We start from the raw sequence: 22107 nt of genomic DNA, 5'->3' as shown, positions 1-22107 counted from the left end.
GCCATCGCTCGAATGGGTGATCCGTTTCACGCTCGGCGAGAGGCGGTCAGTCGGGCGCGATGGGCTCGGTAGCATCAAGCACCGGCACGGACGGGGGAACGTCGCCATCCCTGAGCCGTGTATGCCCTGGGGCCCCGTCCGCCGGTCCACGAGCCGGAGGTGCCCATGAGTGCGGAGGCCACGAACCCTGCGACCCCTGGCCCTGTAGTGCCTACAGCGCCTCGCAGGAAGGCCCGCCCCCGGATCGACCTGCGCCGACTCGGCCGGGCCGCGCTGCTCGGCCCCGCCGCGCGCGGCAGACTGCCCGACGCGATCGGCCATGTCGTCGAGGCCCACCGCGCCCACTACCCCGACGCGGACCTCGAACCCCTGCGCCGCGCCTACGTCCTGGCCGAGTCCTCGCACCGCGGCCAGATGCGCAAGAGCGGCGAGCCGTACATCACCCACCCGCTCGCCGTCACCCTGATCCTCGCCGAACTCGGCGCGGAGACCACCACCTTGACGGCCTCACTGCTCCACGACACCGTCGAGGACACCGACGTGACGCTCGATCAGGTGCGGGAACAGTTCGGCGAGGAAGTGCGTTATCTCGTCGACGGCGTCACGAAACTCGAGAAGGTCGACTACGGAGCGGCGGCCGAGCCCGAGACGTTCCGCAAGATGCTCGTCGCCACCGGCAGCGACGTCCGAGTGATGTCGATCAAACTCGCCGACCGGCTGCACAACATGCGCACCCTCGGCGTGATGCGCCCGGAGAAGCAGGCCCGTATCGCCAAGGTCACCCGGGACGTCCTCATCCCGCTCGCCGAACGCCTGGGCGTGCAGGCCCTCAAGACCGAACTGGAGGACCTGGTCTTCGCCATCCTCCACCCGGAGGAGTACGACCACACGCGCGAACTGATCGCCGAGAACGCGGCCCGCTCCGACGACCCCCTCGCGGAGATCGCCGACGAGGCCCGCGGGGTACTGCGCGACGCCGGCATCCAGGCCGAAGTCCTCATCCGCCCCCGGCACTTCGTCTCCGTCCACCGCGTCTCCCGCAAACGCGGACAGCTGCGCGGCTCCGACTTCGGCCGCCTGCTGGTGCTGGTCAACGAGGACGCGGACTGCTACGGCGTACTGGGCGAACTGCACACCTGCATGACGCCCGTCGTCTCGGAGTTCAAGGACTTCATCGCCGTACCGAAGTTCAATCTCTACCAGTCGCTGCACACCGCCGTCGCGCGCGCGGACGGCCAGGTCGCCGAAGTCCTCATCCGCACCCACCAGATGCACCGGGTCGCCGAGGCCGGTGTCGTCGCGCTCGGCAATCCCTACGCTCCTCCCGCGGAGGAGCTGAGCACCGGCGACGGTGAGCGTGCCGACCCCACGCGGCCCGGCTGGCTCTCCCGGCTCCTCGACTGGCAGGAGGCGGCGCCCGATCCCGACACCTTCTGGTCCACCCTGCGCGAGGACCTCGCCCAGGACCGCGAGATCACCGTGTTCCGCCCCGACGGCGGCACCCTGGGCCTGCCCGACGGCGCCACCTGCGTGGACGCCGCCTACGCCCAGTACGGCGAGGACGCGCACGCCTGCATCGGCGCCCGGGTCAACGGCCGTCTGGCGACCCTGAGCACCGTCCTTCGGGACGGCGACACCGTTCAGCTGCTGATGGGCCAGGACCCGGCCTCCGAGCCCTCCCGGGAGTGGCTGGAGCACGCGCACACCCCGGCCGCCCGGATCGCCATCCAACGCTGGCTGGCGACGCACCCGGCGGACAGCGAGGACGAGAGCGCGAGACAGACCGCGCAAGGCCGCGGCGAGGGCGGCACGGGCGCCCGGGACGGCGGCTGGCGGGACGTGGGCAGCGGCCGCATGACCCCCGGCGCCACCGCCGCGGCGCCCCCCGGACGCCCCCGGGGCGACGACGTCCTCGCGGACCGGCCCGGCGCCGTGGTACGGCTCGCCGGGTGCTGTACGCCCGTACCGCCGGACGAGATCACCGGCTTCGCCGTACGCGGCGGTGTGGTGACCGTGCACCGCGTGGAATGCGCGGGAGCGGCGCGCATGAAGAGCGGGGGGCGCCCGGAGATCGGCGTGCGCTGGGGGGATACCACCGCATGCCGGGTCACCCTGCTCGCCGAATCGTTCGGCCGCCCCCATCTGCTCGCCGACCTCACCGAGGCGATGGCCCTCGAAGGCGCCGAGATCGTCTCCGCCACCGTCGAACCACCCAGCCAGCAGCGGGTCCGCCACACCTACACCGTCGAGCTTCCCGACGCCGCCCACCTCCCCGCCCTGATGCGCGCGATGCGCAACGTGCCGGGCGTGTACGACGTGAGCCGGGCGCAACACCAGGCCCCCACCGCCTAGCCGCACGCCCAGGGCGCCCGGCGGCCGACCGCACGCCGCCCAGCAACCCGTTCGGGTGGGCCGGGCGCGCGTCGCCGTCGCGGGGCAGGTGCGCGCTGGTAGCGGTGGTGCATGCTGCTCACGCCCCGCATCCGGCGGTCCCGGCCCTCCGTCAAGAACGTCCGGCACCGCAAGGCGGCTCTCCTCGCCTCGGCCGTCTCCGTGTGCCTCCTCGCCGCGAGCGCCCCCGCCAAGCCCCTCGGCATCGGCGACCGGCTCTTCCCGTACCTCGGCAACCCGGGGTACGACGTGGCGTCGTACGACCTCTCCTTCACCTATCCCGGCACCAACGACAAGCCGCTCCAGGCCGTCACCACCATCAACGCGACCACCACCAGCGACCTGGACCGCGTCAACCTCGACTTCGCGCACGGCAAGGTCGAGTCCGTCGAGGTGGACGGCCGCCCCGCCGCCTTCGCCGGGGCGGGCGAGGACCTGGTCGTCACCCCGGACCGGCCGCTGCCCCGGGGCACCTGGATGCGCATCACCGTCCACCACACCAGCGACCCCGTCGCCGCCCCGGGCGAGGAGGGCGGCTGGGTGCGCACCTCCGACGGGCTCGCCATGGCCAACCAGGCCGACGCCGCCCACCTGGTGTTCCCGAGCAACGACCACCCCTCCGACAAGGCGATGTTCACCATCCGGGTCACCGCCCCGGACGACTACACGGTGGTGGCCAACGGCCTGCCGACCGGCAAGGTCCGCTCCGGCCGCTCGACCACCTGGACCTACCGCACCCGCCACCCCATGGCCACCGAACTCGCCCAGGTGTCCATCGGCCGCTCCGCCGTCCTGCACCGCGCCGGACCGCACGGGCTGCCCGTCCGCGACGTCGTCCCCAGCGCCGACCGCAAGGCCCTGGAACCCTGGCTGGCCAAGACCCCAGAGCAGATCGCCTGGATGGAGAGCAAGGTCGGCCCCTACCCCTTCGAGACGTACGGCGTGCTCATGGCACAGGCCGACACCGGCTTCGAACTCGAGACCCAGACGCTCTCCCTCTTCGAGAAGGACCTGTTCACCGAGCCCGCCTACCCCAAGTGGTACGTCGAGTCGATCATGGTGCACGAGCTGTCCCACCAGTGGTTCGGCGACAGTGTCAGCCCCCGCACCTGGTCCGACGTGTGGCTGAACGAGGGACACGCCACCTGGTACGAGCAGCTGTACGCCGAGGAGACGGCCCACAAGCCCATGGCGGACCGCATGAAGGCCGCCTACGCCGCCTCCGACGGATGGCGTGCCTCCGGCGGTCCGCCCGCCCTGCCCAAGGCACCCGCCCCCGGCCAGAAGATCAGCATCTTCCGGCCGAACGTCTACGACGGCGCCGCACTCGTGCTCTACGCGCTCCGCGAGGAGATCGGCAACACCGCCTTCGAGCGCCTGGAGAGGGCCTGGGTCAAGGAGCACCGGGACGGCAGCGCCACCACCGCCGACTACGTGCGCCTCGCGTCCACCGTCGCCGGCCGCGACCTGAGCGGGTTCTTCCAGAGCTGGCTGTACGGCGAGAAGACCCCGCCGATGCCCGGCCACCCCGACTGGAAGACGAAAACCCCTGCGCAGACGGCCCCCGCCCAGAAGGCCGCCGTGCAGAAGGCCGCCAAGTGAGCCGGCGGCCCCCGAATAACACGGTGACTGGACGGCCGGTCGCGTGGGAACATCTTCAGGTCGGCGTGGCACGGGATGCGGGAATCTCCCGGGGTACTCGTGCGTTGTCCTCTACGACCGCCGTACCGGATGCCCCCATCGACGTAAGGATCCAATGACCTCCTCTTCTTCCTTTTCCCAGGACACCAAGCGCCTCGCGCATGACTACCCCGAAGGTCTTCGGGCCGATGCCCTGATGGAAGAGGACGTCGCCTGGAGCCACGAGATCGACGGAGAGCGGGACGGCGATCAGTTCGACCGCTCCGAGCGCGCGGCCCTGCGCCGCGTGGCAGGCCTGTCCACCGAACTCGAGGACGTCACCGAGGTCGAGTACCGCCAGCTCCGCCTGGAGCGGGTCGTCCTCGTCGGCGTGTGGACCTCCGGGACCGTGCAGGACGCGGACAACTCCCTCGCGGAGCTGGCCGCCCTCGCGGAGACCGCCGGCGCGCTCGTGCTCGACGGCGTGACCCAGCGCCGGGACAAGCCCGACGCGGCCACCTACATCGGCTCCGGCAAGGCCAACGAGCTGCGTGACATCGTCCTCGAATCCGGGGCGGACACCGTCATCTGCGACGGTGAGCTGAGCCCCGGCCAGCTGATCCACCTTGAGGACGTCGTCAAGGTCAAGGTCATCGACCGTACGGCGCTGATCCTCGACATCTTCGCCCAGCACGCCAAGTCCCGTGAGGGCAAGGCGCAGGTCGCGCTCGCCCAGATGCAGTACATGCTGCCGAGGCTGCGCGGCTGGGGTCAGTCGCTGTCCCGGCAGATGGGCGGCGGCAAGGGCGGCGGACTCGCCACCCGTGGCCCCGGTGAGACCAAGATCGAGACGGACCGGCGACGGATCCGCGAGAAGATGGCGAAGATGCGCCGGGAGATCGCGGAGATGAAGACGGGCCGCGAGATCAAGCGCCAGGAACGCCGGCGCAACAAGGTGCCGTCCGTCGCCATCGCGGGCTACACCAACGCCGGAAAGTCCTCCCTGCTCAACCGCCTCACGGGGGCCGGCGTCCTGGTCGAGAACGCCCTGTTCGCGACCCTGGACCCGACCGTCCGCCGGGCGGAGACCCCGAGCGGCCGGCTGTACACGCTGGCCGACACCGTCGGCTTCGTCCGGCACCTGCCGCACCACCTGGTCGAGGCGTTCCGCTCCACCATGGAGGAGGTCGGCGACGCCGACCTGATCCTGCACGTGGTCGACGGCTCGCACCCGGTGCCGGAGGAGCAGCTCGCCGCCGTGCGCGAGGTGATCCGGGACGTCGGCGCCACCGACGTGCCCGAGATCGTCGTGATCAACAAGGCGGACGCGGCGGACCCGCTGGTCCTCCAGCGGCTGATGCGAGTCGAGAAGCGCTCCATCGCGGTCTCGGCCCGCACCGGCCAGGGCATCGAGGAACTGCTCGCGCTGGTCGACAACGAGCTGCCCCGCCCCTCGGTCGAGATCGAGGCGCTCGTGCCGTACACCCACGGCAAGCTGGTCGCCCGGGCCCACACCGAGGGCGAGGTGATCTCCGAGGAGCACACCGCGGAGGGCACGCTGCTCAAGGTGCGGGTCCACGAGGAACTGGCGGCCGACCTGGCGCCGTACACCCCGGCCCCGGCGGCCTGACCCGCAGCAACGCGAAGGCCCGCCACCCCTGGGTGGCGGGCCTTTCTGTGCGGGGTGACCGGACCGGATGGTCCGGTCACCCCGTGAAGCGTCGGCCGGACGCCGCGCCCGACGGCGGTCCTACCGTCCGGCGAACTTCTGGCTGACCGAGTCGTACACGCCCTTGGCCACCTCGCCCAGCCGCGGACCGGCCAGCCAGCCCGAGGTCACCGGGCCGATCGAGGTGTTCGACACGAGGGCCGGCTTGCCGTCCGAGCCCGTCTCCACCCAGCCGCCACCGGAGGAGCCACCCGTCATCGTGCAGCCGATCCGGTACATCGTCGGGTCCGCCTGGTTGACCGACAGTCGGCCCGGCTTGTCCTGGCACTGGTAGAGCAGACTGCCGTCGTACGGAGCCGCCGCCGGATACCCGCGCGCCATGAGGCTCTGCACCTTCGTGACGGCCGGAGCGCCGAAGTTCACCGGCAGCGCCGAACCGACCGTCTCCTCAAGGGACTTGGTCGTCCCACCCTGCTCGGGCGTCACATGGATCACCGCGTAGTCGTACGGGGCACCGTCGCCGCCCGTCTCGCCGCCCTTGTCGATCCACTGCTGTGAGGTCTGCGCCCCGTCGGCCCACCAGACGCCGTAGGGCGCGATCTGGGCCCGGCCGGCGGTCTGCAGCTGCCGGCTGGTCAGGCCCGCGTTGTTGTACGACGGCACGAAGGCGATGTTGCGGTACCAGCCGCCCTTCTTGCCGGCGTGCACACAGTGGCCCGCGGTCCAGATGAGATCGGACTTGCCGGGGTGCGCCGGGTCCTCGACGACCGTCGCCGAACAGACCATCGTCCCGCCGGGGGCGTCGAAGAACACCTTGCCGGACGTCGCCGCGCTGGCGTGGTACGGCGGCTGCAGCGCCTGCGCCTTGACCGCCGCCGGCGTCGGGTCGGTCACGCCCTGGTCACCGGAGATGTCGTTGTCGTTGACGCCCTTGTCCGGGTCGTTGGCGCCGCGCATGCGGTTGGGGTCCCACAGGCCCTTGATGATCGGGTTGATGAAGTCGTTGGCCTCGCGCAGCCAGTCGCGCTTGTTCCAGTTCTTCCAGGCGCCGTGCTTCCACTTGTCGACGTCGATCCCGTGCTCTTTGAGCTTCTTCCTGATGTCGTCCGGGATCTTGATCTTCCCGTCGCCGGTGCCGTCGCTGGTCGCGGAGGCGGTCGGCTTCGCGTCGGCGTTGCTGTCGCCGTTGCAGGCGGTGGCCGTGAACGCCAGCGCCGAGGCGAGGGCGACCGACGCCAGCACGGGGGAGGTTCGGCGAGACGCGCTCCTCCCTCGGCGAACGGTGAACGACGGTCGTATGGATCGCATGGTCTTGATTCCCCCTGCGGTAAAGGACTGGCGCGGCGGTCGCGAAGGACGGCACCACTCATGGAGAGTTCATGCCGGTTCGACGGCCGTCCTGGAACGGCATCACACACTATGCGGTCGCTGTGGGGGACTTCCGATGGAACGGCAACGGTTCCATCACGGCAAGGATCTTGAAGCAACCCGTAACCCGGTGGACGGTCCGGGGTTGGTAGCGGTGGGGGGACTGCTGCCTGTGCCCGGTCCCCGCGGAACAACTCGCCTCTGAACAGCGGGAGGACAGGGAGCCGTGGCCGTGACCGAGTCGATGGCTGGGAAGTCGGTGACCGACGAATCGGCGGCGGGAGCCAAGCGCGCGGCAGCGAGCGGGGCGCACGAGGGCATCCTGCGGCGCCAGTCGGCGCGCGAGTCCTCTGCGCGTACCTATGCGCGCGCCCTGCCCATCGTGCCGGTGCGGGCACGCGGGCTGACCATCGAGGGCGCCGACGGCCGCCGTTACCTCGACTGTCTCTCCGGCGCGGGCACCCTGGCCCTCGGGCACAACCACCCCGTCGTGCTGGAGGCCATCCGCAAGGTCCTCGACTCCGGCGCCCCGCTCTCCGTCCTGGACCTCGCGACCCCGGTCAAGGACGCCTTCATCACCGAGCTGTTCCGTACCCTGCCGCCCGGCCTCGCCGACCGCGCACGGGTCCAGTTCTGCGGACCGGCGGGCACCGACGCGGTGGAGGCCGCGTTCAAACTGGTCCGGGCCGCCACCGGGCGCACCGGAATCCTCGCCTTCACCGGCGCCTACCACGGGATGACCAGCGGCGCCCTGGCCGCCTCCGGCGGTGCCGGTGACGTACGGGTCGCCCGGCTGCCCTACCCGCAGGACTACCGCTGCCCCTTCGGCGTCGGCGGCCCGCCCGGCGCCGAACTCTCCGCCCGCTGGACCGAGTCCCTCCTCGACGACCCCAAGTCGGGCGTCCCGTTGCCCGCCGGAATGATCCTCGAACCCGTCCAGGGGGAGGGCGGAGTGATCCCCGCGCCGGACGACTGGATGCGGCGGATGCGGCAGATCACCGCCGCGCGGTCCATCCCGCTGATCGCCGACGAGATCCAGACCGGGGTCGGACGGACCGGCGCCTTCTGGGCCGTCGAGCACAGTGGTGTCACGCCCGACGTGATGGTCCTGTCCAAGGCCACCGGCGGCAGCCTCCCGCTGGCCGTCGTCGTCTACCGCGACGATCTCGACGTCTGGGAGCCCGGTGCCCACGCGGGCACCTTCCGCGGCAACCAGCTCGCCATGGCCGCGGGCACCGCCACCCTCGCCCACGTCCGCGAGAACGCTCTCGCCGAGCGCGCGGCTCACCTCGGCGCCCGGATGCTGGCCCAACTGCGCGACCTTCAGCGGGAGTTCGCGTGCGTGGGCGAGGTCAGGGGGCGGGGACTGATGATCGGGGTCGAGCTGGTGGACCCGGAGACGGAGCCAGGCGAAAGGAAGACGGGCCAAGGCGACCGGGGCACCGTGGCACCGGGCCAAGAGGAGACGGGCCAAGAGGAGCCGGGCGGGAGCGAGTGGGGCCACGGGGGGCCGGACGTCCGGCTCGGACGGATGACCGCAGCGGGCCCGGTCCGCGCGCCCCGCCCCGCCGCCCCGGACCTCGCCGCCGCCGTCCAGCGCGAGTGCCTGCGTCGCGGCCTGATCGTGGAACTCGGCGGTCGCCACGCGGGGGTCGTACGTCTGCTCCCTCCGCTGACGATCAGCGACGAGCAGGCAGCGGCCGTACTGGACCGCCTGGCCGACGCCGTGGCAGCCGTCGCCCGCCACCGGGGAAGCCACGGGGGCCAGCACTGACCGGACGACGGCCCGAAGTACCACCCGTACGAACCCCCGAGGAAGCCTCTTGAGCGCCAGCCCCACCCCCAACGGCCCTTCCCACACCCCTGACGACCAGGGAGACAACGGCGCCGCCCACGCCTCGCCGCGCCCGGCGGCCGAGTCGGTCCCCCAGCAGAGGAGCCTGACCACACGAGCGGCGAGGCCACGTGGAGACGCCGGCGACCTCCCGGAACATCCCGACCCCCACGACCCCCGCACAGCGGCCCAGGCCGCCGCGGTGGAGAACCTGCTGCGCTGCTGGGTCCGCGAGATCGGCCTCACCGCAGCCGACGGCGGCATCCTCCGCATCCCGCTGCCCGCCAGCGGTACGGCCCTGCTCGCGCCCGTCGACCACTGGTCCCCGACGGGCTGGCACCGCTTCGGCCCCCCTCGGCTGGCCGACGCCCCCGCCGGCGCCCCACCGGTCGACGCGGTCACCCTCGCCGCACTGCTCACTCGCGAGACACACACGGGCACCCCCGACGCTCCGGCCGCCACCCTCTCCTCCGACGCGGGCGACCTCGTCGCCAGGGTCGCCGACTCCCTGCGCCGCACCGTCACCTTCATCAGTCACCGCCTCGAACACCCCGCCGACGGACCGGACCTCTTCCTCGCCGCCGAACAGGCCCTCCTCCTCGGACACCCCCACCACCCGACCCCGAAGAGCCGCGAGGGCCTGACCGAGGCCGAAGCCCGGCTGTACTCACCGGAGCTGCGCGGCTCCTTCCCCCTGCACTGGATGGCCGTCGCCTCCTCACTCCTCGCCACCGACTCGGCCTGGACCGAACGAGGCCGTCCGCTCCCCGCCGCCCACCTCACCGAGCGCCTCGCCGACACCGCCCTGCCGCTGCCCGACGGATACGCCGCCCTTCCCCTGCACCCCTGGCAGGCACGCGACGTGCGGCACCGCGAACAGACCGCCCTCCTCCTCGACTCAGGCCTCCTGCGCGACCTCGGCCCTGCCGGCTCCCCCTGGCACCCCACCTCCTCCGTCCGTACCGTCCACCGATCCGGTGCCCCCGCCATGCTCAAGCTCTCACTGGGCCTGCGGATCACCAACTCCCGCCGCGACAACCTCCGCAAGGAGCTGCATCGCGGCGTCGAGGTACACCGCCTCCTGCGCGGCGGCCTCGCCAAGCAGTGGCAGGCCGCGCACCCCGGCTTCGACATCGTCCGCGACCCGGCCTGGCTCGCCGTCGACGACCCCGACGGGCTGCCCGTGCCCGGACTCGACGTGATGATCAGGCACAACCCGTTCACGCCGGGCGACGACGTCGCCTGCGTCGCCGGACTGGTCTCGCCCCGCCCCCTCGCCCAGCCGGACACCTCCCGGCTGTCCCAGTTGGTGACACGGCTCGCCGCGAGCACCGGCCGGCCCCTCGGCGCCGTCGCCGCGGAGTGGTTCCTGCGCTACCTCGAACACGTCGTACGTCCCGTGCTGTGGCTGGACAGCGAGGTCGGCATCGCCCTGGAGGCCCACCAGCAGAACACGCTGCTCCTGCTGGACGGCGACGGCTGGCCCGCCGGGGGGCGCTACCGCGACAACCAGGGCTACTACTTCCGCGAGTCCCGACGCGCCGAACTCGACGCCCGGCAGCCCGGTATCGGCGAGCACAGCGACAGCTTCGTCGGCGACGACGTCACAGACGAACGCTTCGTCTACTACCTCGCCGTCAACAACGTGCTGGGCCTGATCGGTGCCTTCGGCTACCAGCGACTCGCCGACGAGTACCTGCTGCTCGCCGCCTTCCGCCGCTTCCTCACCGAGGTCGCCTCGGGCCCCGCCGCGCTGCGCACCTCCCTGCCCGGCCGCCTGCTCGACTCACCCGTCCTGCGCTGCAAGGCCAACCTGCTCACCCGGCTGCACGGCCTCGACGAACTCGTCGGCCCGGTCGACACCCAGTCCGTCTACGTCACCATCGCCAACCCCCTCCACTCCTGAACCGCACCGCACCGACTTCATCCACTCCGAGGAACATGACACCCCTCGCCTCCTGAGAGGAGCCCACCGTGCCTCCCATCGACGCGAGCGCCGACACCGGCGCCGTCCCCGTCCACCCGGGCCGCCCCGGACCCGGCGGAGACGCCGGAGAGAGCGGAGACAACGGAGACAACGGAGACAACGGGGACTGCGAGGACACACTGGACCTCCGGCTGCCGGACGAGTTCGTCACCCTCCTCGCCGGGGGGACAGCCCACGCGGACAGGACTGACGACCTGCTCGACCACGTCGGCGCCTGGGGACCGACCATCACCCCCGTCGGACCGTTCCACCTGGTACCCGTGCGCGTCGGCCGGGACCTTCCGCTCGTCCACCGATGGATGAACGACCCGGCCGTGGCCGCTTACTGGGACCTCGGGGGCTCCCCGGCCCGGACGGAAGAGCATCTGCGGTCCCAGTGCGAGGGCGACGGGCGCAGCGTCCCGTGTCTCGGTGTGCTGGACGGCACCCCGATGAGTTACTGGGAGATCTACCGGGCAGACCTCGATCCGCTGGCCCGCCACTATCCGGCGCGTCCGCACGACACGGGCGTGCACCTCCTCATCGGGGATGCCGCGGACCGAGCACGGGGTCTGGGCTCCGCCCTGCTCAGAGCCGTGGCCGACCTCGCCCTGGACCGACGCCCCGCCTGCGCGCGCATCGTCGCCGAACCCGACCTTCACAACACCCCCTCCCTTGCCGCTTTCCTGAGCGCGGGCTTCCGGTACGCCGCCGAGGTCGACCTGCCCGCCAAGCGGGCCGCCCTCATGATCAGGGACCGGTCCCTACGTCATCTGATGTAACGCTGCGTGACGTAGCGCTCACATGGGGAACGCGGGACGGGCCGGCGTGGTTCCCGCCCGGTCCGAAAGATTTCCGGGCCCCGCCGAGCGGGCGCGGCCGAGGCCCGCCCGTCCCCAGCGGCGCTCCGCCCTGGTCCGCCGCACCGCCCTCCGCCCCACGCCCGCCCCAGCCGAGGAGCCCTGGCAGTGAACCCACCCCTCGTCCCCGTCGTGATCGCCCGTTTGTCGGTGCCGGGCCGTAGGGTGGTCGGGCTATGACGAAGCCCTCACTCCCCGAACTCCTGCATGCCGCTGTCGCAGCCGTCGGCGGCACGGAGCGCCCCGGCCAGGTGACCATGGCCGAATCGGTCGCCGAGGCGATCGACGACGGATCCCACCTGCTGGTCCAGGCCGGCACCGGCACCGGAAAGTCGCTCGGCTATCTCGTGCCCGCGCTCGCGCACGGGGAGCGCGTCGTCGTCGCGACGGCCACCCTCGCCCTGCAGCGCCAGCTAGTGGAGCGCGACCTGCCGCGCACGGTCGACGCCCTGCATCCCCTGCTGCGCCGCCGCCCGGAGTTCGCGATGCTCAAGGGCAGGTCCAACTACCTGTGTCTGCACCGCCTCCACGAGGGTGTGCCGCAGGACGAGGAGGAGGGCCTCTTCGACCAGTTCGAGGCCGCGGCACCCACCAGCAAGCTGGGCCAGGACCTGCTGCGGATGCGCGACTGGGCCGACGAGACCGAGACCGGCGACCGAGACGACCTCACGCCCGGCGTCTCCGACCGCGCATGGGCCCAGGTGTCGGTGTCCTCCCGCGAGTGCCTGGGCGCGTCCAAGTGCGCGTACGGTGCCGAGTGCTTCGCCGAGATGGCCCGCGAGCGTGCCAAGCTCGCCGAGGTCGTCGTCACCAACCACGCCCTGCTGGCGATCGACGCCATCGAAGGCGCCCCCGTGCTCCCGCAGCACGAGGTGCTCATTGTGGACGAGGCGCACGAACTGGTCTCCCGGGTGACCGGTGTGGCCACCGGCGAACTCACCCCCGGCCAGGTCAACCGGGCGGTGCGCCGCTCCGCCAAGCTCGTCAACGAGAAGGCCGCCGACCAGCTCCAGACCGCCGCCGAGGGCTTCGAGCGCCTGATGGAACTGGCCCTGCCGGGCCGCCTGGAGGAGATCCCGGAGGACCTCGCCTACGCCCTGATGGCGCTGCGGGACGCCGCCCGCACCGTCATCTCCGCGATCGGTGCGACCCGCGACAAGTCGGTCCAGGACGAGGACGCGGTCCGCAAGCAGGCCCTCGCCTCGGTGGAGACCGTGCACGACGTGGCGGAGCGGATCGTGAACGGCTCCGAGTGGGACGTCGTCTGGTACGAACGCCACGACCGCTTCGGGGCCTCGCTGCGGGTGGCTCCCATGTCCGTCTCGGGGCTGCTCAGGGAGAAGCTCTTCGCGGACCGCTCGGTGGTCCTCACCTCGGCGACTCTCAAGCTGGGCGGTGACTTCAACGGTGTCGGCGCCTCACTGGGGCTCGCCCCCGAGGGCACGGAGGGCGAGGACCTGCCGAAGTGGAAGGGCGTCGACGTCGGCTCACCCTTCGACTACCGCAAGCAGGGCATCCTCTACGTCGCCAAGCACCTCTCGCGTCCCGCGCGGGACGGTGACCGCACCGACATGCTCGACGAGCTGACCGAACTGATCCAGTCGGCCGGCGGCCGTACGCTCGGCCTGTTCTCCTCCATGCGAGCCGCTCAGCTCGCCGCCGAGGAACTGCGCTCGAGGATCCCTGAGTTCCCGATCCTGCTGCAGGGCGAGGAGACCCTGGGCGAGCTGATCAAGAACTTCGCGGCCGACCCCGCCACCTGCCTGTTCGGCACGCTGTCGCTGTGGCAGGGCGTCGACGTCCCCGGTCCGAGCTGCCAACTGGTCGTCATGGACAAGATCCCGTTCCCGCGCCCGGACGACCCGCTGATGAGCGCCCGCCAGAAGGCGGTGGAGGAAGCGGGCGGCAACGGCTTCATGGCGGTGGCAGCGACCCATGCCGCGCTCCTCATGGCGCAGGGCGCCGGCCGTCTCGTACGGGCCTCGGGGGACCGGGGTGTGGTCGCCGTACTGGACCAGCGCCTGGCCACCGCGCGGTACGGCGGTTATCTGAAGGCGTCGCTGCCCGACTTCTGGTTCACGACGGACCGGAACCAGGTGCGCAAGTCGCTCGCGGCGATCGATGCCGTCGCCAAGCAGGCCGAGACGGAGTGATCCAAGGGGTGGCCCGTCCCGTGCCGCCCCTGCCCGTCCTCGCGAGCGCACCCCTTGCGGACAGAGCAGGGCCCCGGAACCGGCGCAGGGGTTCCGGGGCCCGGTCAGGGAGCGAGCCCGTCCGGCTCGCCCGCCGCGGCGGTCACACGCGTCGCAGCACCGCGACGACCTTGCCCAGAATGGTCGCGTCGTCGCCGGGGATCGGCTCGTAGGCCGCGTTGTGGGGGAGGAGCCAGACGTGGCCGTCCTCGCGCTTGAAGCGCTTGACCGTGGCCTCGCCGTCGAGCATCGCGGCCACGATGTCGCCGTTCTCGGCGACCGGCTGGCGGCGGACGGTGACCCAGTCGCCGTCGCAGATCGCGGCTTCGATCATGGAATCACCGACGACCTTGAGGACGAACAGCTCGCCGTCACCGACCAGCTGCCGGGGGAGGGGGAAGACGTCCTCGACCGACTCCTCGGCGAGGATCGGGCCACCGGCGGCGATCCGGCCGACCAGCGGCACGTACGACGCGGCCGGCTTCCCCGCGGTGTCGGTGGGCTGCACCGTCACCGCCTGGTCGGAGCCACGCACCTCGTACGCGCGCGGGCGGTGCGGGTCGCGGCGCAGGAAGCCCTTGCGCTCCAGCGCCATCAGTTGGTGCGCCACCGAGGAAGTGCTGGAGAGGCCGACGGCCTGACCGATCTCCCTCATGGACGGCGGGTAACCGCGCCGTTGCACCGAGTCCCTGATGACCTCGATCACCCGGCGTTGCCGGTCGGTCAGCCCCGAGCTGTCCGCCCGGATGCCTGGAGGTCGCCCAGGCAGGGAGCGCTTGTGCCCCTCGGGATTCGTGGCTTCGTTCATCGCATGTACCGGCTCGACTCGGCCCTGGGAGCGGTCCTGGGCAGTGATGGTGGCACTGTCTGCGGTGGTGGTCACGTCGGCCCCTCTCGATGGTCTCCCTGCTGGACAACGGTAGTTGCTTTCGAAAGGTTGCGCCAAACACACGTTCGAGTGAAAAACCGTGGTTCACCTGGCGTGAGCATGTGTCTGGGTGTATGGCTAACGCGGTACCTGGCGGACAAAAGGGCTCATTGTCGTACTCTTCGCCGCCGGGGTGCTGACCTCGTGGGTCGCGCGCCCAGTCTGCCATCCGGAACCCCGGCGACCGGGATCCGGGCCCTCTTCTTGCCGGAGTCCTACGTGTCCTCCGCGCGGCGCCCACGGTATCTCCGCGAGCGCCACTTGGGTACGCACGCGCGCGTGCGGGTTTCGCGTCGGCGACATGGCCCTTGTGCTGCGGCTTTACGCGCATGCGACACGCGTGGACTGTCGATGTATCAGCCAATCCCTACATGTAGTGCTTGGATTGCTACAGCAGCCCACAAGTTGTGGTCCCCCGGGTCTCCGGAGCCTCCGCGATCGCCTATGCTTGGGGCTGCTTCGAGGGGCCCATGTGGTCCGGCGAGGCTGTTGAGTCTGCTGTGAGGAGGGTTGGAGATCATGCACTGCCCCTTCTGCAGGCACCCCGACAGCCGTGTGGTCGACAGTCGTACGACCGACGACGGCACGTCGATCCGCAGGCGCCGCCAGTGCCCTGACTGCTCCCGTCGTTTCACGACCGTGGAGACGTGCTCGCTCATGGTGGTCAAGCGGTCCGGAGTCACCGAGCCGTTCAGCCGTACCAAGGTCATCAACGGCGTGCGCAAGGCATGCCAGGGACGGCCTGTCACCGAGGACGCGCTCGCCCAGCTCGGCCAGCGGGTCGAGGAGGCGGTGCGGGCCACCGGAAGCGCCGAGCTGACCACCCATGACGTGGGGCTGGCCATACTCGGCCCGTTGCAGGAACTGGACCTCGTCGCCTATCTGCGATTCGCCTCCGTCTACCGGGCCTTCGACTCGCTCGACGACTTCGAGGCCGCGATCGCGGAACTGAGGCAGACGACACGGCGGCCCGCCGCGGACGACGACGCGGGGGGCCCGGAGGACGCCCGCGGGCCCGGAGGAACCACTCAGGTTCCCGAGCCCGCCCACGCCGCCGACTGACCGGCGGGCTGGAAACCGGGCGGATGACCCGGTTCCGGCCGGAAGGCGGCGATCGAAGGCCTGTTGCGGGCGGCAGCGTGAGGGTGCCCGCAGCACAAGACAGAACACCGTGTCACGGGAACATCGTGGCACTTCAGGGCGTTTTCGCCCGTACCAGGGAGGCGGCATGACAGAGACGGCGAGCGGTCCGGCACGAGGTTCCCGAGCCAAGGGCACCAAGGCCACCAAGGGGCTGCGTATCGAGCGCGTCCACACCACCCCCGGCGTGCACCCGTACGACGAGGTGAGCTGGGAGCGCCGTGACGTCGTCATGACCAACTGGCGCGACGGCTCGATCAACTTCGAGCAGCGTGGCGTCGAGTTCCCCGACTTCTGGTCGGTGAACGCGGTCAACATCGTCACCAGCAAGTACTTCCGCGGTGCCGTCGGCACCCCGCAGCGCGAGACCGGCCTCAAGCAGCTGATCGACCGCATCGTGAAGACGTACCGGAAGGCCGGGGAGGACTACAGCTACTTCGCCTCGCCCGCCGACGCCGAGATCTTCGAGCACGAGCTGGCGTACGCCCTCCTGCACCAGATCTTCAGCTTCAACAGCCCCGTCTGGTTCAACGTCGGCACCCCGCAGCCCCAGCAGGTCTCCGCCTGTTTCATCCTGTCCGTCGACGACTCCATGGAGTCGATCCTCGACTGGTACAAGGAAGAGGGCATGATCTTCAAGGGCGGCTCCGGCGCCGGCCTGAACCTCTCCCGCATCCGCTCCTCCAAGGAACTGCTCTCCTCCGGCGGCAACGCCTCCGGCCCCGTCTCCTTCATGCGCGGCGCCGACGCCTCCGCCGGCACCATCAAGTCCGGTGGCGCCACCCGTCGGGCCGCCAAGATGGTCATCCTGGACGTCGACCACCCCGACGTCGAGGACTTCATCGAGACGAAGGTCAAGGAAGAGGAGAAGATCCGCGCCCTGCGTGACGCGGGCTTCGACATGGACCTGGGCGGCGACGACATCACGTCCGTCCAGTACCAGAACGCCAACAACTCGGTCCGCGTGAACGACGAGTTCATGAAGGCGGTCGAGCGGGGAGGCAAGTTCGGCCTGCGCGCGCGGATGACCGGCGAGGTCATCGAGGAGGTCGACGCCAAGTCCCTCTTCCGCAAGATGGCCGAGGCCGCCTGGGCGTGTGCCGACCCGGGCATCCAGTACGACGACACGATCAACCACTGGCACACGTGTCCGGAGTCCGGCCGTATCAACGGCTCGAACCCCTGCAGCGAGTACATGCACCTGGACAACACGTCCTGCAACCTCGCCTCGCTGAACCTGATGAAGTTCCTCAAGGACGATGGCAAGGGCCACCAGTCCTTCGACGCCGAGCGCTTCGCCAAGGTCGTCGAGCTGGTCATCACCGCGATGGACATCTCGATCTGCTTCGCGGACTTCCCGACCCAGAAGATCGGCGAGAACACGCGCGCCTTCCGCCAGCTCGGCATCGGCTACGCCAACCTCGGTGCCCTGCTGATGGCGACCGGCCACGCCTACGACTCCGACGGCGGCCGTGCCCTCGCCGGTGCCGTCACCTCCCTGATGACCGGTACGGCGTACCGGCGCTCCGCCGAGCTGGCCGCGGTCGTCGGCCCGTACGACGGCTACGCCCGCAACGCCGACGCGCACAACCGGGTCATGAAGCAGCACGCCGACGCCAACGCCGTGGCCGTCCGCATGGACGACCTGGACACCCCGGTCTGGGCCGCCGCCACGGAGGCCTGGCAGGACGTGCTGCGCCTTGGTGAGAAGAACGGTTTCCGTAACTCCCAGGCGTCCGTCATCGCCCCGACCGGCACCATCGGTCTGGCGATGTCCTGCGACACCACCGGCCTGGAGCCCGATCTCGCCCTGGTCAAGTTCAAGAAGCTGGTCGGCGGCGGCTCGATGCAGATCGTCAACGGCACCGTCCCGCAGGCCCTGCGCCGCCTGGGCTACCAGGAGGAGCAGATCGAGGCGATCGTCGCCCACATCGCCGAGCACGGCAATGTCGTCGACGCCCCGGGCCTCAAGCACGAGCACTACGAGGTGTTCGACTGCGCCATGGGCGAGCGCTCCATCTCCGCGATGGGTCACGTCCGCATGATGGCCGCGATCCAGCCGTGGATCTCCGGAGCCCTGTCCAAGACGGTCAACATGCCGGAGTCGGCGACCGTCGAGGAGGTCGAGGAGATCTACTTCGAGGCCTGGAAGATGGGCATCAAGGCCCTGGCGATCTACCGCGACAACTGCAAGGTCGGCCAGCCGCTCTCCGCCAAGACCAAGGAGAAGGAGAAGTCCGCGACCGACGCTGTCACGGAGAAGGCCGAGGCGACCATCCGCGAGACGGTCGAGAAGGTCGTCGAGTACCGCCCGGTCCGCAAGCGCCTGCCCAAGGGACGTCCCGGCATCACCACCTCCTTCACCGTCGGCGGCGCCGAGGGCTACATGACCGCCAACTCCTACCCGGACGACGGTCTCGGCGAGGTCTTCCTGAAGATGTCCAAGCAGGGCTCCACCCTCGCGGGCATGATGGACGCCTTCTCCATCGCGGTCTCCGTCGGCCTCCAGTACGGAGTCCCGCTGGAGACGTACGTCTCGAAGTTCACCAACATGCGCTTCGAGCCCGCCGGCATGACGGACGACCCGGACGTGCGGATGGCGCAGTCGATCGTCGACTACATCTTCCGCCGCCTGGCGCTCGACTTCCTGCCCTTCGAGACGCGCTCCGCGCTCGGCATCCACTCCGCCGAGGAGCGCCAGCGTCACCTGGAGACCGGTTCGTACGAGCAGTCCATCGAGGATGACGAGGTCGACGTGGAGGGGTTGGCCCAGTCGGCGCCTCGTCAGACCGACCTGAAGGCCGTCGCCGCCCCCAAGGCCGAGGCCGAGGCCGCCGAGCCCGCCCCGAAGCAGGTCCACACCAGCGCCGAGCTGGTGGAGATGCAGCTGGGCATCCAGGCCGACGCCCCGCTGTGCTTCTCCTGCGGTACGAAGATGCAGCGCGCCGGTTCCTGCTACATCTGCGAGGGCTGCGGCTCGACGAGCGGCTGCAGCTGAGGACGGGCACTCTGAAGTAGCTCCCTGACGTAAGGGGCGCCGGCCATGGGCCGGCGCCCCTTACGCGCTGGTCGTCCGCAGGCGCTGATCCCGCGTACGTTCGGGCTCAGCGCTGGTGCGCCCGGCCCATGACCCGGGTGAAGTCCGCGGGATCCTCCTCGAAGCCGTGGAGACCGGGATGGAAGTTCCAGCCGCCGGACTCGTCGCGCACGAACTCCGCCACCGTCGCCGCCGTCGCCCCGAGGACCGAGCCGAAGTCGTGCTGCGCCAGCACGGTGTAGCCCTCCCGGATCCGCACGGCCGGGTTCAGCACGCTCACGAACGTCCGGTGCTCGGAGCCCTGCTGGATGACGACCCCGACCACCACGCGCGCGTACCTCTCGGAGAGCCGGTCGAGTTCGAGCGTCATGACCTCGTCCCAGCCGAAGCCCTTGCCGTCCGTGCTGTCCCGGTTGAGGAAGATGGTGCCGTCCGGCGAACGGCTGTCGAAATGCACCAGATAGGCCGGAGCTCCGTACTCGTCGCCCGTCACGAACGTCGCCGCGACGATGTCCAGATCCGTGGGCGGCCGGCCCGCAGGACTCGGGTCCCACTGCAACGCGACCTCGGCCTTGCGGATCCCCTTGCTGAAGGTGTTCACCAGACCTTCCCTCCCCCCTAGAGGTCCCTCTGCGTCAACTCCCTGGAAGTCAGGGCGCTTTGTCCATCGTGCCACGCGCGCGGGGGCGCGTGCGCGGGCGATCTCCGCTGGAGCGTGACCGACGCCACGTCCTGTGGCCTTACGATGGCGCGGTGCTGGTCAAGTGGATTCGCTGCACCGTGGTGGACCGCCGCGGCTTCGAGCGGGGGCAGCGGAAGTGGGCGGGGCTTCTGGGGGAGCCGGGATTTCGGGGACAGGGCGGGGGATGGAGCCGGCAGCGGCCCGGCGTGGCGCACATCTTCGCGTTCTGGGAGAGCCGTGCCTTCTACGACTCGTTCATGGCCCGGTCCCACGACCGTCTGGCGGCGTCGCAGTCCGGCACCTTCAAGGACAGCCAGGCCAAGCTCTTCGAGTACCGCTTCGACGTGAAAACCGGCTTCGAACCCCGCTTCACCGACACCGACCTGATCCGCGTCGCCCTCTGCCGCATCCACGAGGAGCGGGTCGAGCACTTCACCCTGATGCAGGAGAAGGTCTGGAACCCCGCGATGGCCGGATCGCCCGGCATGATCCGCGGCATGTTCGGCGAGGCGCCCGAGCAGGAGTTCCTGGTCCTGTCGATGTGGCGGTCGGCCGCCGAGCACGGCAAGTACCGCACCGAGCGTGTGGAACGTCTCGCGCTGCGTGCACAGATCGAGGCGGACGTGGCCGCCCTGTCGGGGGATATCGTCGATCTGGAGCCGACCTGGACGGTTTGAAATCCAAATGCTCGAATCGTGTGGCAGGGCGACGTGCCGCGTGCGGGATTCGTGTGACCTACGCTGTATGGAGCCCATACGAGTGCTCGTCTGTCCGCCACTCGATCTAGGGTCTTGGCATGGCACGACCACGGCGCATCGTCCTTGTCCGGCACGGCGAGTCAACGGGCAATGTTGATGACTCCGTGTACGAGCGGGAGCCCGACCACGCTCTCGCACTGACCGAACGCGGCTGGCGACAGGCGGAGGAGACCGGTAAGACGATCCGGGAGATCTTCGGCCAGGAACGCGTGAGCGTGTACGTCTCCCCGTACCGACGTACGCACGAGACGTTCCGCGCCTTCCATCTCGACCCGGATCTCATACGCGTCCGCGAGGAGCCCCGGCTGCGCGAGCAGGACTGGGGCAACTGGCAGGACCGCGACGACGTACGTCTGCAGAAGACGTACCGGGACGCGTACGGCCACTTCTTCTTCCGCTTCCCGCAGGGGGAGTCCGGCGCCGACGTCTACGACCGGGTCGGCGGCTTCCTGGAGAGCCTGTTCCGCAGTTTCGAGGCCCCCGACCATCCGCCCAACGTCCTGCTGGTGACCCACGGGCTGGCGATGCGGCTGTTCTGCATGCGCTGGTTCCACTGGACGGTCGCGGAGTTCGAGTCGCTGTCGAACCCGGGGAACGCCGAGATGCGGATGCTCGTTCTCGGAGACGACGGCAAGTACACACTCGACCGGCCCTTCGAACAGTGGCGGGAGCCGATGCCGCACTGGATCACCGGATAGAGTGGCAGGGCGATGACCGCTGACTCCTCTCCCCTCGGGCGCCTGGACCGCGCCCTGTCGAGCCTGCGCGGGCTCGCGGTCGGGGACGCCCTGGGCTCACAGTTCTTCGTCCCCGCGCACCACCCGCTGCTGAAGCGGCGCGAGCTTCCGCCGGCTCCCTGGCAATGGACGGACGACACGGAGATGGCCTGCTCGGTCGTCGCCGTGCTCGCCGCCCACCATCGCGTCGACCAGGACGCGCTGGCCCGTTCCTTCGCCGATCACCATGACTTCGACCGGGGGTACGGCCCGGCGGTCAACCGGCTCCTCCGCCTCGTCCGGGAGGGTGGCGACTGGCGCGAGCTGGCCTCCGCGCTCTTCAACGGCCAGGGATCCTGGGGCAACGGCGCGGCCATGCGGGTCGCCCCACTGGGCGCCTGGTACGCGGACGATCCGGAGCAGGCGACGCACCAGGCGGAGATCTCGGCCTATCCCACGCACCAGCATCGTGAGGCCGTGGTCGGCGCCATGGCCGTCGCCGCGGCGGCCGCCCTGGCGGCCGCCCCCGGCGGGCCGCCCAGTCCCGAGGCGCTTCTCGACGGCGTCGTCGCGCTGGTGCCCAAGAGCGCGGTCGGCGCGGGACTGCGGCGCGCCCGGGACATGCTCGACTACGGCGATGCGGGCACGGTGGCGGCCGTCCTCGGCTGCGGACGTCGTACGACCGCCCATGACACGGTCCCCTTCGCCCTCTGGTCGGCCGCACGGGCCCTCGGCGACTACGAGACGGCGTTCTGGACCACCGCCCAGGTGGGCGGTGACGTGGACACGACCTGCGCGATCGTGGGCGGGGTGCTCGCCTCGGGCAAGGCGGGGGCGCCAGCCGCCGAGTGGGTGCGGCGGACCGAGGCGCTTCCGCAGTGGGTGCCGACGACCGCCTGACCGGCTCCTGGAACACTCCGTGCTCGCCGGGAACTCTGTGTGACCG

At 70.6% G+C, this 22107-nt stretch carries 15 protein-coding genes; 12 read left to right on the top strand and 3 right to left on the bottom strand.

The window, feature by feature from the left end; genetic code table 11:
• Positions 1–165 precede the first annotated feature (165 nt).
• The 3 genes from ACFYMM_RS15885 to hflX all read left to right on the top strand — a co-directional run bounded on the left by ACFYMM_RS15885 (position 166) and on the right by hflX (position 5641).
• Positions 166–2352, top strand: a complete 2187-nt coding sequence (locus tag ACFYMM_RS15885; protein ID WP_388386610.1) for a RelA/SpoT family protein — start codon at positions 166–168, stop codon at positions 2350–2352.
• A 111-nt stretch (positions 2353–2463) separates the two neighbouring features.
• Positions 2464–3993 (top strand): M1 family metallopeptidase, encoded by a 1530-nt coding sequence (locus tag ACFYMM_RS15880; RefSeq protein WP_388386608.1) that lies wholly within the window; start codon positions 2464–2466, stop codon positions 3991–3993.
• A 154-nt stretch (positions 3994–4147) separates the two neighbouring features.
• Entirely contained in the window at positions 4148–5641 is a 1494-nt protein-coding gene (gene hflX / locus ACFYMM_RS15875; RefSeq protein WP_388386606.1) for a GTPase HflX, read from the top strand.
• A gap of 120 nt (positions 5642–5761) precedes the next feature.
• Here the strand turns inward: hflX and ACFYMM_RS15870 are convergent, their stop codons facing one another.
• Entirely contained in the window at positions 5762–6988 is a 1227-nt protein-coding gene (locus tag ACFYMM_RS15870) for a trypsin-like serine peptidase (protein ID WP_388386604.1), read from the bottom strand.
• Positions 6989–7292: 304 nt separating this feature from the next.
• Here ACFYMM_RS15870 and ACFYMM_RS15865 point away from each other — a divergent pair, with 304 nt between their 5' ends.
• The 4 genes from ACFYMM_RS15865 (at position 7293) to ACFYMM_RS15850 (ending at position 13861) form a co-directional block, all read left to right on the top strand.
• Positions 7293–8822, top strand: a complete 1530-nt coding sequence (locus tag ACFYMM_RS15865; protein ID WP_388386711.1) for a diaminobutyrate--2-oxoglutarate transaminase family protein — start codon at positions 7293–7295, stop codon at positions 8820–8822.
• A 49-nt stretch (positions 8823–8871) separates the two neighbouring features.
• On the top strand, positions 8872–10788 hold the full coding sequence (locus tag ACFYMM_RS15860) for an IucA/IucC family protein (RefSeq protein ID WP_388386602.1): 1917 nt from the start codon (positions 8872–8874) through the stop codon (positions 10786–10788).
• 68 nt (positions 10789–10856) lie between these two features.
• A complete protein-coding gene (locus ACFYMM_RS15855; RefSeq protein WP_388386599.1) occupies positions 10857–11630 on the top strand; it encodes a GNAT family N-acetyltransferase in 774 nt (257 codons plus the stop codon).
• 254 nt (positions 11631–11884) lie between these two features.
• Positions 11885–13861, top strand: a complete 1977-nt coding sequence (locus tag ACFYMM_RS15850; RefSeq protein ID WP_388386597.1) for an ATP-dependent DNA helicase — start codon at positions 11885–11887, stop codon at positions 13859–13861.
• 142 nt (positions 13862–14003) lie between these two features.
• Here the strand turns inward: ACFYMM_RS15850 and lexA are convergent, their stop codons facing one another.
• A complete protein-coding gene (lexA, locus tag ACFYMM_RS15845) occupies positions 14004–14783 on the bottom strand; it encodes a transcriptional repressor LexA (RefSeq protein WP_030750750.1) in 780 nt (259 codons plus the stop codon).
• A 564-nt stretch (positions 14784–15347) separates the two neighbouring features.
• On the opposite strand from lexA, the gene nrdR reads away from it, so the two are divergent.
• Together nrdR and ACFYMM_RS15835 are read left to right on the top strand one after the other, a co-directional pair.
• Complete coding sequence (gene nrdR, locus ACFYMM_RS15840; protein ID WP_388386595.1) at positions 15348–15890, top strand: transcriptional regulator NrdR; 543 nt, start codon at positions 15348–15350, stop codon at positions 15888–15890.
• Positions 15891–16056: 166 nt separating this feature from the next.
• Positions 16057–18966, top strand: a complete 2910-nt coding sequence (locus ACFYMM_RS15835; RefSeq protein ID WP_388386593.1) for a vitamin B12-dependent ribonucleotide reductase — start codon at positions 16057–16059, stop codon at positions 18964–18966.
• A 106-nt stretch (positions 18967–19072) separates the two neighbouring features.
• On the opposite strand, the gene ACFYMM_RS15830 is transcribed toward ACFYMM_RS15835, so the two are convergent.
• A complete protein-coding gene (locus ACFYMM_RS15830) occupies positions 19073–19606 on the bottom strand; it encodes a TerD family protein (protein WP_388386591.1) in 534 nt (177 codons plus the stop codon).
• A 152-nt stretch (positions 19607–19758) separates the two neighbouring features.
• Between ACFYMM_RS15830 and ACFYMM_RS15825 the strand changes: the two genes are divergently transcribed.
• From ACFYMM_RS15825 to ACFYMM_RS15815, 3 genes are all read left to right on the top strand, one after another.
• On the top strand, positions 19759–20364 hold the full coding sequence (locus ACFYMM_RS15825) for a YdbC family protein (protein WP_388386589.1): 606 nt from the start codon (positions 19759–19761) through the stop codon (positions 20362–20364).
• 119 nt (positions 20365–20483) lie between these two features.
• Positions 20484–21143 (top strand): histidine phosphatase family protein, encoded by a 660-nt coding sequence (locus ACFYMM_RS15820; protein ID WP_388386587.1) that lies wholly within the window; start codon positions 20484–20486, stop codon positions 21141–21143.
• Between the two features lie 12 nt (positions 21144–21155).
• Positions 21156–22061, top strand: a complete 906-nt coding sequence (locus tag ACFYMM_RS15815; protein ID WP_388386584.1) for an ADP-ribosylglycohydrolase family protein — start codon at positions 21156–21158, stop codon at positions 22059–22061.
• The last annotated feature ends 46 nt before the right edge of the window (positions 22062–22107 follow it).

The organism is Streptomyces sp. NPDC006739 (assembly GCF_042869815.1).
Classification (GTDB): Bacteria; Actinomycetota; Actinomycetes; order Streptomycetales; family Streptomycetaceae; genus Streptomyces.
Note: the sequence above shows the minus strand (reverse complement) of the source record. Positions and strands in the feature narration are given on the sequence as shown.